At 72.0% G+C, this 15,047-nt stretch carries 11 protein-coding genes; 6 read left to right on the top strand and 5 right to left on the bottom strand.

What is annotated here, in order from left to right; all coding sequences use genetic code 11:
* Positions 1 to 75: 75 nt before the first annotated feature.
* On the top strand, positions 76 to 657 hold the full coding sequence (locus tag ADL25_RS34925; protein WP_059131918.1) for a TetR/AcrR family transcriptional regulator: 582 nt from the start codon (positions 76 to 78) through the stop codon (positions 655 to 657).
* Positions 658 to 822: 165 nt separating this feature from the next.
* The gene (locus tag ADL25_RS34920) at positions 823 to 1,521 is read left to right on the top strand and encodes an SDR family oxidoreductase (RefSeq protein ID WP_059131917.1); all 699 of its coding nucleotides are present in this window, start codon (positions 823 to 825) and stop codon (positions 1,519 to 1,521) included.
* A gap of 36 nt (positions 1,522 to 1,557) precedes the next feature.
* Here the strand turns inward: ADL25_RS34920 and ADL25_RS34915 are convergent, their stop codons facing one another.
* From ADL25_RS34915 to ADL25_RS34905, 3 genes are all read right to left on the bottom strand, one after another.
* On the bottom strand, positions 1,558 to 2,313 hold the full coding sequence (locus ADL25_RS34915; protein WP_234381162.1) for an NUDIX hydrolase: 756 nt from the start codon (positions 2,311 to 2,313) through the stop codon (positions 1,558 to 1,560).
* 111 nt (positions 2,314 to 2,424) lie between these two features.
* Positions 2,425 to 3,927: a N,N-dimethylformamidase beta subunit family domain-containing protein gene (locus tag ADL25_RS34910; RefSeq protein WP_319115453.1), complete on the bottom strand. Its 1,503-nt coding sequence runs from the start codon at positions 3,925 to 3,927 to the stop codon at positions 2,425 to 2,427.
* Positions 3,928 to 4,094: 167 nt separating this feature from the next.
* Entirely contained in the window at positions 4,095 to 5,285 is a 1,191-nt protein-coding gene (locus ADL25_RS34905) for an AI-2E family transporter (protein ID WP_079050772.1), read from the bottom strand.
* 225 nt (positions 5,286 to 5,510) lie between these two features.
* Between ADL25_RS34905 and ADL25_RS34900 the strand changes: the two genes are divergently transcribed.
* The gene (locus tag ADL25_RS34900) at positions 5,511 to 7,226 is read left to right on the top strand and encodes a GAF domain-containing sensor histidine kinase (protein ID WP_059131916.1); all 1,716 of its coding nucleotides are present in this window, start codon (positions 5,511 to 5,513) and stop codon (positions 7,224 to 7,226) included.
* Between the two features lie 74 nt (positions 7,227 to 7,300).
* On the opposite strand, the gene ADL25_RS34895 is transcribed toward ADL25_RS34900, so the two are convergent.
* A complete protein-coding gene (locus ADL25_RS34895; RefSeq protein ID WP_059131915.1) occupies positions 7,301 to 8,002 on the bottom strand; it encodes a response regulator in 702 nt (233 codons plus the stop codon).
* A 257-nt stretch (positions 8,003 to 8,259) separates the two neighbouring features.
* A complete protein-coding gene (locus ADL25_RS34890) occupies positions 8,260 to 8,943 on the bottom strand; it encodes a CBS domain-containing protein (protein ID WP_059131914.1) in 684 nt (227 codons plus the stop codon).
* 407 nt (positions 8,944 to 9,350) lie between these two features.
* Between ADL25_RS34890 and ADL25_RS34885 the strand changes: the two genes are divergently transcribed.
* From ADL25_RS34885 to ADL25_RS34875, 3 genes are all read left to right on the top strand, one after another.
* Positions 9,351 to 10,259 carry a universal stress protein gene (locus ADL25_RS34885; RefSeq protein ID WP_059131913.1) on the top strand — a complete coding sequence of 303 codons (909 nt, stop codon included), beginning with the start codon at positions 9,351 to 9,353 and terminating at the stop codon, positions 10,257 to 10,259.
* Positions 10,260 to 10,916: 657 nt separating this feature from the next.
* Positions 10,917 to 13,298 (top strand): phosphoketolase, encoded by a 2,382-nt coding sequence (locus ADL25_RS34880; RefSeq protein ID WP_059131912.1) that lies wholly within the window; start codon positions 10,917 to 10,919, stop codon positions 13,296 to 13,298.
* A gap of 662 nt (positions 13,299 to 13,960) precedes the next feature.
* Positions 13,961 to 15,043 (top strand): zinc-dependent alcohol dehydrogenase family protein, encoded by a 1,083-nt coding sequence (locus ADL25_RS34875; RefSeq protein ID WP_059131911.1) that lies wholly within the window; start codon positions 13,961 to 13,963, stop codon positions 15,041 to 15,043.
* Positions 15,044 to 15,047 lie beyond the last annotated feature (4 nt).

The raw sequence follows: 15,047 nt of genomic DNA, 5'->3' as shown, positions 1-15,047 counted from the left end.
ACGGTCGGCAGACCACTGAAAGCCACACCTCACACCCCCGGATGCCCCAACCCTACGAATGGCTGGACCAAACCGATGACCAAGGTAAGGACCACTGACGTGAAACAGAGCTCCCGGGAGCGACTGCTGGAAGCGGCGGCCACGCTCACCTATCTGCAGGGTGTCGGCGTCGGTGTCGAGGCACTGTGCAAGGCGGCGGGCGTGTCCAAACGCTCGATGTACCAGCTGTTCGAGAGCAAGGACGAGTTGCTGGCGGCGAGCCTGCAGGAGAATGCTACCGCCGTCATGGCGCCGCTCCTGCCCGGCGCGGACGAAGGGCGTTCACCTGGCGAGCGGATCCGGTACGTCTTCGAGCAGGTGGAGGCGCAGGCCGCCCTGCCGGACTATCGCGGCTGCCCGTATCTGGCCGTCCAGGTCGAGCTCAAGGACCCGGATCACCCGGCCAGCCGCGTCGCGAGCCGGGTCAAGCAGGAGCTGGCGGAGTTCTTCCGCGCCGAGGCCGAACAGGGCGGAGCCGCCGATCCCGAGCTGCTGGCCCGCCGGCTGGTGCTGGTCTTCGACGGGGCGAGCGCCCGTGCGGGGATTCGCGCCGACTCCCTGGTCGGCCTCGTCGGTCCGATGGTGGACACCCTCCTCGATGCCGCGGGCGTGCGCTGACCCGTCGATGACGGGTGCGGGGGCCGTGAGCGGGACCGGTGCGCTGCCCCCGCAGGCCATGGGTTGGAAAAACAAACTAAAAAGCGGGGCCGCGTCTTGCGTGCGGGAAACCGATCGGTTTACGGTGTCGTAAAACCGATCGGTTTTCTGTCTTGGAGGTAAGAAATGACTGCTCTCAAGGGCGCGGCCGTCCTCGTTACCGGCGGCAACAGGGGCATCGGAAAGTCCCTGGTCGAGGAGCTGTACGCGCGCGGCGCGGGGAAGGTCTACGCCACGGCGCGCGACCCCCGCACGGTGACGCATCCCGACGCGGTGCCGTTGGCGCTGGAGGTCACCGACCCCGCCTCCGTGGCTGCCGTGGCCGCTCAGGCCGGGGACGTCACCGTCCTGATCAACAACGCCGGCGCCTCGAGTCACGCCTCGTACCTGGACTCGTCGATCGACGACGTACGCCGCGACATGGAGATCAACTTCTACGGTCCGCTGCTGGTCACGCGCGCCTTCGTGCCGATCATCGAGGGCAACGGCGGCGGTCACATCCTCAACTTCCACTCCGCCTTGTCCTGGCTGGCCGACGGCACCCCCTACAGCGCCTCCAAGGCCGGGCTGTGGTCGCAGACCAACTCCCTGCGCCTGCACCTGAAGCCGCGCGGCATCACGGTCACCGGCCTGCATGTGGCGTATGTCGACACCGACATGGCGGCGCACGTCGACGCCCCCAAGTCCAGCCCCCGCGACGTCGCCGTGGCCGCGTTGGACGGCATCGAGGCGGGAGCCCACGAGGTGCTGGTCGACGACGCCACGCGCGGTCTCAAGGCGGCACTGTCCGGGGACCTGGAGTCGCTGTACGAGCAGCTCCGGTAGCCCCGGGGGAGCGGCCTCAGGAAGGGTGCGGCCGGGTCATGCAGGGGGCGTGGCTGCCGTGTACAGCCGGACGACCGGTTCCAGGTACTCCACATGCGGTCCTGCCAGCCGGGCCAGGTCGGCGGGCGAGCGGACCAGGGCGAACCGGTCCAGTTCCGGTTCGCGGCCCAGCGCCTTCTCCGAGGCCACGAGAGCATGGAAGCGGTCGTGCAGCAGCGACACAGGCCGGCTGGGCGCGGTGAAGAGAGTGCCGACGTTGCCGGCGGCGCCGAGCGTGACACGCCACAGGGTCAGGTCCTCGGCGGGTGTGTCGACCCCGGTCTCCTCGACCAGTTCCCGTGCGGCGTGCCCGCGGAGCGCGGCCAGATCGAGCGGCCTGTCGCCGACCGGAGGTTCCAGGGAACCGCCCGGCAACTGCCAGCGGCCGGGTGCGGCCGTGGCCGGTGACATCCTTCCCACCATCAGACGCCCGTCCTCCGTCGGCTGGAGCGTGCTCACGAAGAGGGCCGGCAGACGGCGGGCTGTTCCGTTCACCCGCCGCAGGGCGTAGTGCCGGTACGTCGTCCGCGCCCAGGTGATGACCAGGCCGTGCGGGTCCTCGCGCTCCAGCCCGGCGCAGGCCGCCACGGGGCCGTCGAAGAGGTTCGGGTTGGCCCGGACCGCGTCCTCCCAGACGCGGTCCAGGGCCGCCTGTTCCTCGGAGGACAGCCACGGAGCGGCGGTCTCGACGAATCGGATGCCGCGTACGTCCAGGAGGTCGACACCGGAGGATCCCGGTGGTGGCTTGATCACTGGCTCATGCTGTCACACCGGACCTCACGCCGATCGCCGGTCACCGTGCCGCCGGCAGACGGCCGTGCTCGCGCGCGAACCGTCCGCCCGCGGCGTCCCCGGGCCCCTTCCTCAGCCCGTGCTCCCGTACACCTCGTCCGTGTTCGGCCGCGGCGCGGGCCGGTGGCGGGCGGCGGGGCCCTCAGCGAAGGCGCGCAGGAGGTTCTCCGTCGTGCGGGTCACGAAGGCCCCGGTACGGGCGTCCATGCCGTGGTCGCGACCGCCGTCGGCGGTGCCCGCCATGAGCGCCTCCACCCAGCGCATGGTGCCCGTGGCGAAGACGCCGGCACCGCCCGGGACCGTGTAGTAGGCGGAGTCGCTGTGGCTGCGCAGACCGTTGCACACCAGGGGCGAATGGGCCGTTATCTCCAGCGGTTCGGGCACGGAGGCGCCCGGCGTCACCCGGTCGTACTCGACACCGACCAGGTGGTCGAAGCCGTCGCCGGGGCGCACCCCGGTTCCCTCGTACAGCCAGTGGTCCGCCGCGTGGACGACGTACGGCGCGTCCGTCGGGTAGCCCTCGTAGAGCACGCCCGTGAGCGAGGACTCGGGATCGGCCGCCGGGGCCCGGCGGAAGTCGGTGGTCGCGAGGGCCGGCCGCGTCGCGTAGCAGGGGTCGTCCCGGACCGAGGACTTGTAGCAGACCACGGTGCGGTCGGGCAGCGTCTCGCCCCGCTCGATGCGGACCCGGCGGAAGCAGGTGTTGGCGCCGAGGAAGGCGACATTGGTGCCGACGTCGCGGGCCTGGGTGACGTGCCGGCGCTGCTCCGGGGTCCAGTACTCGTCGTGGCCCAGAGCGATCACGGCCGCCGCGCCGCGCAGAACCTCCGGGTCGCGGTGCACGTCGGTGCCCGTGGTGTACGCCAGCGGTATGCCGAGCCGTTCGGCCAGCACCACCACCGCCCGTTCGTACACGAGGAACTTCTCCGCGCCGTCGGCGTCGTAGGGCCGGTCGAAGGTGACGGCGAGGGAGCGGGTGGCGTAACCGCCGGAGGCGCCGTCGTAGAGGCTGTAGCCGCCCCACCGGTTGTAGGCCTGCCAGGTGGCAGGGGCGTGCATGAGCACCGTCCGCCCCGCGCCCCGGGTGGAACGCACGATCAGCGGCACATGGCGCTGATGTCCGTTGTCCGCGTCCAGGCGCAGCAGATAGGCGCCCTCGGGCCAGCCGGCCGTGCTGAACGTCAGCGTGCGCGGCCAGTCGGCACGGACGGTGCGGGTCTGCGGCAGCAGGCGCGGCTCGGGCTGGACGCGGCCCGGTACGCGGGGCGAGCGCCAGACGAGGCTTGCCCCGGCCCCGCCGTACCAGCCGACGCGGAAGGCCGAGACTCGGAAGGAGCGCGCGGTGGTCGAGACGTACAGGCCGCACTCCTCGCCCGGCACCACGCTCACCCGGTCGGCGTAGCCGGCCACGGCCGTCGCCGGGCCCTCGCTGCCGATACGCCAGTCGGGTGACCCATGAAGGTCCCGTTCCACCTCCGGGAGGTGGGAGGCGACCCCCTTCGGGTGCCCACGCGCCGGCGGTGCCGGATCGCAGGCGGCGGCCGTCACCGAGGCGATCCCGGCGGCGGCGCACACACCGACGAAGCGTCTGCGTCCCAGTGACCGTGGGTGCGGTCGGGCGTCCTCCGGCGTGCCTCGTTCCTCGGGGCCCACATCGCCTCCCGTACCTCCGGCCGACGCGTCACCGCCCCGAGGCCAGCGTGGCACGGCGCCGCGGGCCGCGCGCCCCGGACCGCCGGACGCTACGAGGGCGTGGAGCGCAGCGCCTGTATCACCGCCCAGGCGACCGAGACGAACGGGACGGCCACGACGGCGCCGATCACCCCCGCGACGATGCCGCCCGCGATGACGGACACCGCGACGACGAGGGGGTGCAGGCGAACGGCCCAGCTCATCACCAGGGGATGCAGCAGATGCCCCTCGATCTGCCCGATCACCACGATGAGCAGCAGAACGGCCGCGGCCGTGAGGGGGCCGCGTCCGGCGAGGGCGACGACGGTCGCCACACCGAGCGCGATCGGCGAGCCGACCAGGGGCACGAACGCGGCGAAGAACTCCAGCAGGGTGAGCGGCAGCGCGAGCGGCACCCGGAGCGCGAACAGGGCGATCCCCACGAGTACGGCGTTGGTGGCCGCCACGATGATGATGCCCCGGGTGTACCCGGCGAACGTCCGCCAGGCGGCGTGTCCGGCCCGGTCCCACGTCGGGCGCGCGCCGACGGGCAGGAACGCGTCGCGTGCCCAGGACCACAGGCGTTCGCCCGAGTGGATGAAGAACACGGAGGAGAACAGCGCGAGGGCGGCCCCGGTGATCAGTTCGACGACCCTGCCCAGGCCGCTGACGGCTCTGCTGAGCAGGTCGGCGCGGTGGGAGGCGAGGTAGGAGGAGATCTGGTCCTGGAGGCCGGACAGGGTGCCGTGGTTGACCCGGAACGGCGGCCGTTCGAGCCAGCGTTGGATCTGACGGATGCCGCCGCGGAACTCCCCGGTCAGCCCCGACCATGCGCCCGCCACCGCCTCGCCCACCAGGGCGAGCAGCGCCAGGACCAGGATCAGGCTGCCGACCAGGGCGATCGCCACGCACAGGGGCCGCGGAAGCCACCGGTTCAGCAGGTCGGCGACGGGGTGCAGAACCGAGGTGACGACCAGGGCGAGAAACAGGGAAACGGCAACGAGGTGGAAGCGCCCCAGCACGATGAAGACGCCGTAGACGGCGACCCCGACAAGCACGAGGCGCCATGCGTAGGCGGCCGCGACCCGCAACCAGGGGACCGTGTGTTCGGCCGGGACGACTCGCGGGGCGGCCGGGGCGCGGCGGGCGACACGAACGGAGCGGGGCGGCCGGCTGCCGAGCCCCACGGCGCCCTTCCTGCGTTCTCGCCCCGAGTCGCCCGCATCCGCCACCGCGTCTCCCGCGTCCTGACTGCCGGTCATCTCCCCAGCACAGTAGGGGCAAAGTGGACATGGGGCTGCGTGCAACGCGCCCGCGCACGTCGGGGGAGGGCCGGCGGAGGAGAGCTCCCGCAGTTCGGGCGGCCGGACAGCTGGTCACTCCAGGTGAGCGACGACCCTCGCTCCGGCCCGTCAGCCAGTATCGTAAGGGCCTGGAAGTTGCCGGTGATCCGCACCTTGTCTGAGTGATTCGGTCGGAGGAGAGCGATGAGCGCGGAAGGACGTGTCCCGGCCGAGCAGTATCTGCCCAAGCTGCGGCTGGACGAACTGCTGGACGAACTGCAGGCCCGTATCGATGCGGCGCGAGGCACCCAGGACCGGGTGCACCGCCTCCTTGAGGCCGTGCTGTCGGTCGGGCGGGAACTCGATCTGCCGCAGGCGCTGAGGAGCATCGTCGAGGCCGCGGTCGTGCTCGTCGACGCCGAGTACGGCGCCCTGGGCGTCATCGGCGACGACCGCATGCTCTCCGAGTTCCTCACCATCGGCGTCGGCGACGAGGAACGGGAGAAGATCGGGGCGCTGCCCAGCGGGCACGGCATCCTCGGTGAGCTGATCCGGCACCCGGAGCCGCTGCGTCTGGCGGAGCTCTCGGACCACCCGGCGTCCTACGGCTTCCCCGACCACCATCCGCCGATGCACTCCTTCCTCGGCGTGCCCATCCGGGTGCGCGACAAGGTCTTCGGAAACCTCTACCTCACGGAGAAGCGCGCTGCCGCGGAGTTCGACGCCGAGGACGAGGCTGTGCTCTCCACCCTGGCGGTGGCGGCCGGCGTCGCCATCGAGAACGCCCGGCTCTACGAGGAGACGCGGCTGCGTGAGCGCCTGCTGCGGGCGAGCTCCCAGGTCACCAGCGCGCTGCTGTCGGGCGCTCCCAGCGCGGACGTGCTGGAACTGATCGTGGAGCAGGCGCGGGGCATCGTCTCCGCCGATGTGGGGATGATCGCCGAGCGGGTCGCCGGGGAGGAGGTGCTGCGGCCGCTGTTCGCCGTCGGTGCCGAAGCGGAGCGGCGCAGGGGTCTGGTGATGTCGGGGCAGGACGGTTTCGTGGAAGCCGCATTCAGCACGGCGGAGCCGGTGATCAGCCCCGATATCCAGCAGGACCCCCGGATCGACCAGGCTTCCGTCCTGTGGGCCGGGCTCGGGTCCGTGGTCGGCGTGCCGCTCGTGGCGAGCGGCAAGTCCATCGGGGTGCTGGTGCTCGGGCGCACCGCGGGGCGAACGCCGTTCACCGACACCGACGCGGGCCCCCTCCTCGGCTTCGCGGGGCAGGCCGCACTGGCGCTGGAACTGGCCGAGCGGCGCCGGGACGCCGAGCAGATCGCGCTGCTGCAGGACCGCGACCGGATCGCCCGCGATCTGCACGACCTCGCGATCCAGCGGCTGTTCGCGGCCGGGATGACCCTGCAGAGCACCCAGCGTTTCGTGGACCACCCGGAAGCCGCCGAGCGGCTGTCACGGACCGTCGACGACCTGGACGAAACCATCAAGATCATCCGTTCGACGATCTTCGGGCTGCGCGCGCACGGCGGCGGGCCGGAGAAGGCCGGACTGCGCAGGCGTGTGTCGGAGGCGGTGCAGGTGTCGGCCGGCACGCTCGGTTTCACTCCCGCGCTGCGCATCGAGGGACTGGTGGACACCGATGTCCCCGGCGATGTGGCCGACCATGCGCTCGCCGTACTCGGCGAGGCCCTGAGCAACGCGGCACGGCACTCCGGTGCGAATTCCGTGGACGTCCACCTGAGGTTCGCCGACGGCGAGTTGACCCTGACGGTGGCCGACGACGGCTGCGGCGTACCTCCGGGCGTGGCCCGCAGCGGGCTGCGGAACCTGGAGGAACGGGCCAACGCGCTGGGCGGCACTCTCACCGTGGGCGAACGTCCCGGCGGCGGCACGCGCCTGGTGTGGCGGGTGCCGGTGCGCTGAGCCCGCGGCCCGATCGTCCGGCGCCGCAACGCCGCACCCCACGGTGAGCGCCCTGCGGCCCCGGACGCCGCGGCTCAGTGGGTGGAGTGGTCCCCGGGCACGGGCCCCTCCAGCTGCGAGGCGAGGACCGCGGCCTGGACCCGGCGCTGCACGCCTAGTTTGGCGAGCAGCCGCGAGATGTGGTTCTTGACGGTCTTCTCCGACAGGTAGAGCTTCTTGCCGATCTCCCGGTTGGTCAGACCGTCCCCGATGAGCGCGAGGATGTCCCGCTCGCGGGGCGAAAGGCCCGCCAGCTCGGGTGCCACGGCGGGCTGCTCGGCGGGGTCGGCGCGGAGCGAGTGCATCAGCCGGGCGGTGGTCGCGGGGTCGAGCATGGACTGGCCGGAGGCGACGGTGCGGACCGCCGAGACCAGGTCGGCCCCCTTGATCTGTTTGAGCACGTAACCCGAGGCCCCCGCCATGATCGCGTCGAGCAGTGCGTCCTCGTCGTCGAACGAGGTCAGCATGAGGCAGGCCAGCTCCGGCATCCGGCTGCGCAGCTCGCGGCAGACGGTGATGCCGTCGCCGTCCGGAAGGCGTACGTCCAGGACGGCCACGTGCGGCCGAACCGCCGGTCCGCGGGCGAGCGCGTGCTCGACCGTGTCGGCGTCCCCGACGACGGAGATGTCGGGTTCCGTGTCCAGCAGATCGGCGAGGCCACGTCGTACGACCTCGTGGTCGTCCAGCAGGAAGACCCGGATCGGATGCTGCTCGCTGAAGGTACGTGCCTCGGCCATGGGTACCTCTCGTTTCCCGGTGGAGGGCGGACCGCGGACTGCCCGTGCCGACGATCGTCGTCCGGCGGGCACGGTGAGCACTAGGGCCGACCGGCCCCCGGTACCACCATGCTCCCTCACCGGCCCCCTCGTACCGGACCAGCGACTCATGCCGCCGCGCCGCACGGCCGGTCCCGCGCAGGGTGCGTGCGACGGACGACGTCCCGGGGCGCCGGCATCCGGCGCACACCGGCACGCCGGATGCGGTGCCGCGCCGCCTATGTCGGAACGGCCTGAGGTTCCGCGAGGTGGAACTGCACGTCCACGACGCCCTCGACGGCCCGGGCCAGACGTGCGGCCACCGGCACCAAGGAGGTGTCCCGGATCCGGCCGCCGAGCTTCACCACCCCGTCCTCGACCTCGACGCGCACGGACGAGGCCGGGGGCCGGAAGAGATACGCCACCACCTCGCGCCGGATCTCCTCCGCGATCTCCTCGTCGTCCCGCAGGAAGACCTTCAGCAGATCCGCGCGGCTGACGATGCCCTGGAGGTCGCCCAGCTCGTCGATGACGGGGAGCCTTTTCACCTTGTGGCGCGCCATGGTCCGTGCGGCCTGTGCAAGCGTCGCGTCGGCACGGGTGGTCAGCGGCGGCGCGGTCATCAGCTGCTCGGCCGTCACCGCGTCCGCCTTGGCCGGGTCCGCGGGCCCGTGCAACCGGGTGAACGGGGAACCTCCGGGCGGGCGGTGTCCCGAGGAGCCGTCGTCGCGGAACTCCTCCTTCGCCAGGAGGTCGGCCTCCGACACCACGCCGACGACGCGGCTCTTGCCCTCGAGGACGGGCAGGGCGCTGACCCTCCAGTCGTCCATCATCTGCACGATCTCCTTGAAGGGGGCACGGCGGCCTATCGCGGCGACCGTCTGGGTCATCACATCGCTGACGATGTGAGGGGTGCCGTACATGGTGTCTCCTCCGGTCGGGGGCGGCGGTCGCCGTGGGCTGTCCCGGAGAGCCGGGAGTGCTCCCGGGTCGTGTTCCCGGCGGGAAGCGCACCCCGCGGGTCGTGCGGATCGGACGCTCGCGGTGCCCGGTGGGCTGCCCGCGGAGCATGCTGGTTGTCAGAGGGTCGTTCGCGACGGCCTCCAGATGCGAGGACCCGTCGACTCCAGACTCTCTCCGGATCCGGGTGCGGGCCATGGGCCGCCCGGCCCCGGGCCCGGCTGTTCGGCACCGCGGACGGACCTCGCCGCCGCGGACGACGGGCCCGGTCCCGGCGGATCGGGCATGGACCGGCGCACCGGGCACGGGCCGTACGCACGGGAGGCTCGAGGGCAAGAGCGGAACATCTTGGACGCAGGAGGTGCGGACCATGGTTCGGCACGTCACCGCGGGAGTCGACGAGACCGACGAGAGCCTGGCGGCCGCCCACTGGGCGGCCCGGGAAGCGCTGCGTCGTGGTGCCGCGCTCCGCCTCGTGCACGCCGGTGAGTGGCCGGTGTCGCCTGCGCCGTCCGCGGCCGTGGAACCCGGCCCGCGGGACCGGGCGGAGCAGACCCTGGAGCGGGTGGTCCGCAGTGTTCGTGCCGCGCATCCGGGACTGCCGGTGGAGGATCTGCTGGTGCCCGACTCCCCGGTCACGGTGCTGCTCGGGGAGGCCGAGGGCGCGGAGTTGCTCGTACTTGGGTCCCGTGGCCTCGGCCGTGCCGCGGGGTTCGTGATGGGGTCGGTGTCCCAGCGTGTCGTCGCCAGGTCCCCTGGCCCCGTCGTGCTCGTCAGAGCCCTCGAGGCGTGCACCGACGAGCATCTGCCGGCCCTGGACGGCGTCTCTCCCGAGGAGATACCCGAGACCCCGTACCGCGACGTCGTCCTCGGGATGGACACCCGGCACCCCTGCGACGAACTGATCGCGTTCGCCTTCGACGCCGCCCGGCGCCGCGGGGCGTCGCTGCGCGTGGTCCACGCCCTCGGTGCCGCGCTGGACAACGCCGCCGAAGGACGCTCCGGCGCGGGGCACGACACGGAGCTGCTCGCCGACGAAGAGGACCTGATGGCGGCGATGCTGCGCCCCTGGGCGGAGAAGTGCGCGGGTGTCACGTTGTCCGAGACCGTCACCGCGGGGCGGCCCGCAGCGGAGCTGGTGCGGGAGTCCGCCCATGCCTCCCTCGTGGTCGTGGGGCGCCGTACTCGGGACACCAGGCTCTGCACGCAGCTCGGTTCCGTGACCCATGCCCTGCTCCACCACGCCCGCTGCCCGGTCGCCGTCGTCCCGCACTCCTGAACCGCGCCCCGGTCCGTACGGACCACGACGCGGTCGCCCGCGCTCGGCCCGTGCGCCGCGACCGCACATCGATGGTCGGGTCCGCCGACGCTGCCGGCAGGACCACCCGCCGCACGTCCGCACGTCCGCCTTGCTCGGGGCGGCGGCTCATGGGCCGATCGGCCCCGGTTCGGGACCTGCGGCCCCTGCCCCGCCTTCCCCTGGCGCCACGACGCTGGAATCGGACACCGGGACCGGGAACCACGACCAGGAGGTGGACACCATGCCCCGCCCCGTCGTCGGCCTCGACACAACGGCCGAGACCCGGGCCGCCGCGGAGGTGAAGTGGGCACCGGGTACCGGAACTGCGGTCCGGACGCGGCACCCGCGGATCCGGCGAAGGCGGCCGAACCGCTGGTCCTCGGCACCGGGACGACGAGCGGCGTCGCTTCCCGGCCGGTCGCGTCGTACGCGCCACTCTCGCACACGCGGTACCGGTACACGCCGCGAGGCAGGCGCCCGACGAGCACGAACCGGACCCCCGTGCCCTGCCGGTGCCGCGGCAGCCCGGTCGCCGTCGTTGCCCGAAGAGCGTGACCGGCAGTCCGCAGCAACCCGCACCCACCGTGGCGGACCCGCCGCCCCGATGAGCACCGTCGACGACCCGTGGAGTCACCCATGCCCGAGGCCGCACAGCACCACGGCACCGCACCGACCGACGAGGAACTGCGTGCGCTCGACGCCCACTGGCGGGCCGCCAACTACCTCGCCGCGGGACAGATCTACCTCATGTCCAACCCGTTGCTGACCGAACCCCTGAAGCCCGAGCACATCAAACCGCGGCTGCTCGGCCACTGGGGCACCTCGCCCGGGCTCAACCTCGTCCACACCCACCTCAACCGGGTCATCAAGGCGCGCGGCATCGACGCCCTGTGCGTATGGGGGCCCGGACACGGCGGGCCCTCGGTACTCGCCAACTCCTGGCTCGAAGGCAGCTACAGCGAGACCTATCCGGACGTGACACGGGACGCCCGGGGGATGGAGAGGCTGTTCCGGCAGTTCTCGTTCCCGGGCGGAGTACCCAGTCATGTCGCACCCGAGGTGCCCGGCTCGATCCACGAGGGCGGTGAACTCGGCTACTCCCTCGCACACGCCTACGGCGCCGCGTTCGATCATCCGAACCTGCTGGTCGCCTGTGTGATCGGTGACGGAGAGGCGGAGACCGGGCCGCTGGCCGCGTCCTGGCACTCCAACAAGTTCCTCGACCCGGTGCACGACGGCGCGGTCCTGCCGATCCTTCACCTCAACGGTTACAAGATCGCGAACCCGACCGTGCTCTCCCGGCTCCCGGAGCCCGAACTCGGCGAGCTGCTGCGGGGATACGGGCACGAACCCATCACCGTCGCCGGTGACGACCCCGTCCAGGTCCATCGCGCGCTGGCGCAGGCCTTCGACGAGGCGCTCGACCGCATCGCACTGCTGCAGCGCACGGCGCGCGAGGAGGACGTCACGCAGCGACCCCACTGGCCGATGATCGTGCTGCGCACCCCGAAGGGATGGACCGGGCCGGCCGAGGTGGACGGCGTGCCCGTCGAAGGCACCTGGCGGGCGCACCAGGTCCCGCTGGCGGGCGTCCGCGAGAACCCGCAGCACCTGCGGCAGCTGGAGGCCTGGCTGCGGTCGTACCGGCCCGAGGAACTCTTCGACACCGACGGCCGGCCGTCTGCCGACGTGCTGGCCTGCGTGCCCGACGGAGCGCGGCGGCTGGGCGCCACCCCGTACGCCAACGGCGGGCTGCTCGTGCGTGAACTCCCGATCGCCTCCCTGGACGACTTCGCGGTGCCCGTCGACAAGCCCGGCGCGACCCTGCACGAACCCACCCGCGTCCTGGGCGGCCTGCTCGAACAGATCATGAAGGACACCACGGCGCGCCGCGACTTCCGCCTGGTCGGGCCCGACGAGACGGCCTCCAACCGGCTGGATGCCGTCTTCGGCGCCAGCGGCAAGGCATGGCAGGCCGAGGTGCTCCCGGTGGACGAGCACCTGGACCGGCACGGCCGGGTGATGGAGATCCTCTCCGAGCATCTGTGCCAGGGCTGGCTGGAGGGCTATCTGCTCACCGGACGGCACGGCCTGTTCTCCTGCTACGAGGCTTTCGTGCACATCGTCGACTCGATGGTGAACCAGCACATCAAGTGGCTGAAGACATCGCGCGAGCTGAACTGGCGCGCGCCCGTCGCCTCCCTCAACTACCTGTTGACGTCCCATGTGTGGCGCCAGGACCACAACGGCTTCTCCCACCAGGACCCGGGCTTCGTCGACCACGTCCTCAACAAGAGCCCGCAGGTCGTCCGCGTCTATCTCCCGCCGGACGCCAACACCCTTCTGTCGGTGGCGGACCACGCCCTGCGCAGCCGCGACTACGTCAACGTCATCGTGGCGGGCAAGCAGCCGTGCTTCGACTGGCTCTCCATGGACCAGGCCCGCGTCCACTGCGCGCGCGGCGCCGGCATCTGGGAGTGGGCGGGCACCGAGAACGGCTCCGAGCCGGACGTGGTCCTCGCCTGCGCGGGCGACGTTCCGACCCAGGAGGTGCTGGCCGCGGCGCAGTTGCTGCGCCGCCACCTGCCCCAGCTGGCCGTGCGCGTCGTCAACGTGGTCGACATGACCCGGCTGCTGCCGCAGGAGGAACACCCGCACGGCATGACGGACTTCGAGTACAACGGCCTCTTCACCGCCGACAAGCCCGTCATCTTCGCCTACCACGGCTATCCGTGGCTGGTTCACCGGCTCGCCTACCGCCGGCACGGCCACGGCAACCTGCATGTGCGTGGGTACCGGGAGTCGGGGACCACGACCACGCCGTTCGACATGGTGGTCCGCAACGACCTGGACCGCTACCGACTGGTCATGGATGTCATCGACCGCGTGCCCGGACTGGCCGTGCGGGCCGCCGGCGTACGTCAGCAGATGGTTGACGTCCGCGCCCGCCACCACGCATGGATCCGCGAACACGGCACGGACCTGCCGGAGGTCGCCGACTGGAGCTGGGCGTCCTGACTCGTCGTCGTCCGCCGCGAGGTGCGTCTGGGGCAGGTGCGGGCTGCGGTCGCTGATCTCGACGGTGAGATCGGTGTCCGTGCGGCACACATGCACGCCGATCGGACCCTGCGCGTGCTGCACGGCGTTGGTGAGCCTCTCGGAGAGCAGCAGCCGCGCGTCGACCGTCGCGCCGTTGCACCCCCGCATACCGAGTGTCCTGTCCAGGAGTCGCGGCCCACGGCCACGGACTCGGGTTCGGCGGGGAGGTCGGTCGAGGCCGTGGCCAGTGGCGCCGCGGGCAACTGCGTGAGCAGGAGGGTGACGTCGTCGTGGCCGTCGGCGTCGGGCAGCAGGGCGGACAAGCGGCGACCGGCGTGATCGCTCATGGTCCGCGTCCGCCCGGTCGCAGCACACCCGGACCGGCGTCTCGCACGTCGAGGAGACGCCGGTGCCGACCGGAAGCCACCCGCCCGGCGCCCCGGCCCTGAGCCGGCAAGTGCCCCGCCCGGAACGGTCCCGTCCGGCGCCTGATGAGGGCCGACCGGCCCAAGCGGATCCCCGGAGGGCCGGAACAAGCTGGATCTGCCGGGCGACACCGGCGCCGTGCCGGTCGCCCGCGCCGTTCCGGCTTCCAGACAGTCCCCGGCACTGCGACCCGGGGAGAGGAAGGAAGGTTCGACATGAAGGGCTTCGTCTTCCACAGCCCGGGACGTTCCGCCTGGGAGGAGGTGCCGGACCCCGACATCAAGGAGTCGACCGACGCCATCGTCCGCGTCGACACCGCCACCGTCTGCGGCACGGACCTGCACATCCTGAAGGGCGATGTGCCCGAGGTGCGCCCCGGCACGGTCCTCGGGCACGAGGCGGTCGGCGAGATAGTCGAGACGGGCCGTGACGTGCACACCGTGCAGCCCGGGGACCGCGTCCTGGTCTCCTGCATCACCGCCTGCGGCCGGTGCGGTTACTGCTGGGAGAGGACGTACGGCCAGTGCCGCGGCGGCGGAGGCTGGATCCTCGGCCATGTGATCGACGGTACGCAGGCCGAATACGTGCGCGTCCCCTATGCCGACCTGTCGGTGCACGCCCTGCCCGGCACGGTGGACAGCAAGGACGCCGTACTGCTCGCGGACATCTTCCCCACCGCCTACGAGGTGGGTGTCATGAACGGGCATGTGCGGCCGGGTGACACCGTCGCCGTCGTGGGGGCCGGTCCCGTCGGGCTCGCCGCGATCGCCACGGCCCGGCTGTTCGCCCCCGAACGTGTCATCGCCGTGGACATCGCCGGCACCCGGCTGGCGGCGGCCAAGTGCCTGGGTGCCGACGCCGTGGCGGATCCCGGGGAGGCCCCCGAGCAACTGGTCGCCGACCTCACCGACGGTCTGGGCGCCGACGTGGCCATAGAGGCGGTCGGCGCTCCGGAGAGCTTCGAGTTGTGCACCCGCATGGTGCGGCCCGGCGGACACGTGGCCAACGTCGGTGTGCACGGCAAGCCCGTCACGTTGCACCTCGAGGATCTGTGGATCAAGAACGTGACGATCACCATGGGGGTGGTCGACACCTACTCCACGGCCACCCTGCTGAAGATGGCGGCCGCCGGCCGGCTGCCCACCTCCGCCCTGGTCACGCACACCTTCCCGCTGGACCGGATGGAGGAGGCGTACGACGTCTTCGGCCGGGGCGCCGACACCGGTGCCCTCAAGGTGGTACTGGGCGGTCAGCAGCACGAGGTGGTCGCCGTCCGGGCGGCCGGAGAGAGGATGTGACGGA

The organism is Streptomyces sp. NRRL F-5122 (genome assembly GCF_001507435.1).
In the GTDB taxonomy this organism is placed as follows: domain Bacteria; phylum Actinomycetota; class Actinomycetes; order Streptomycetales; family Streptomycetaceae; genus Streptomyces; species Streptomyces lannensis.
The sequence above is the reverse complement of the archived record's forward strand: the minus strand, read 5'-3'. Positions and strand labels throughout refer to the sequence as shown.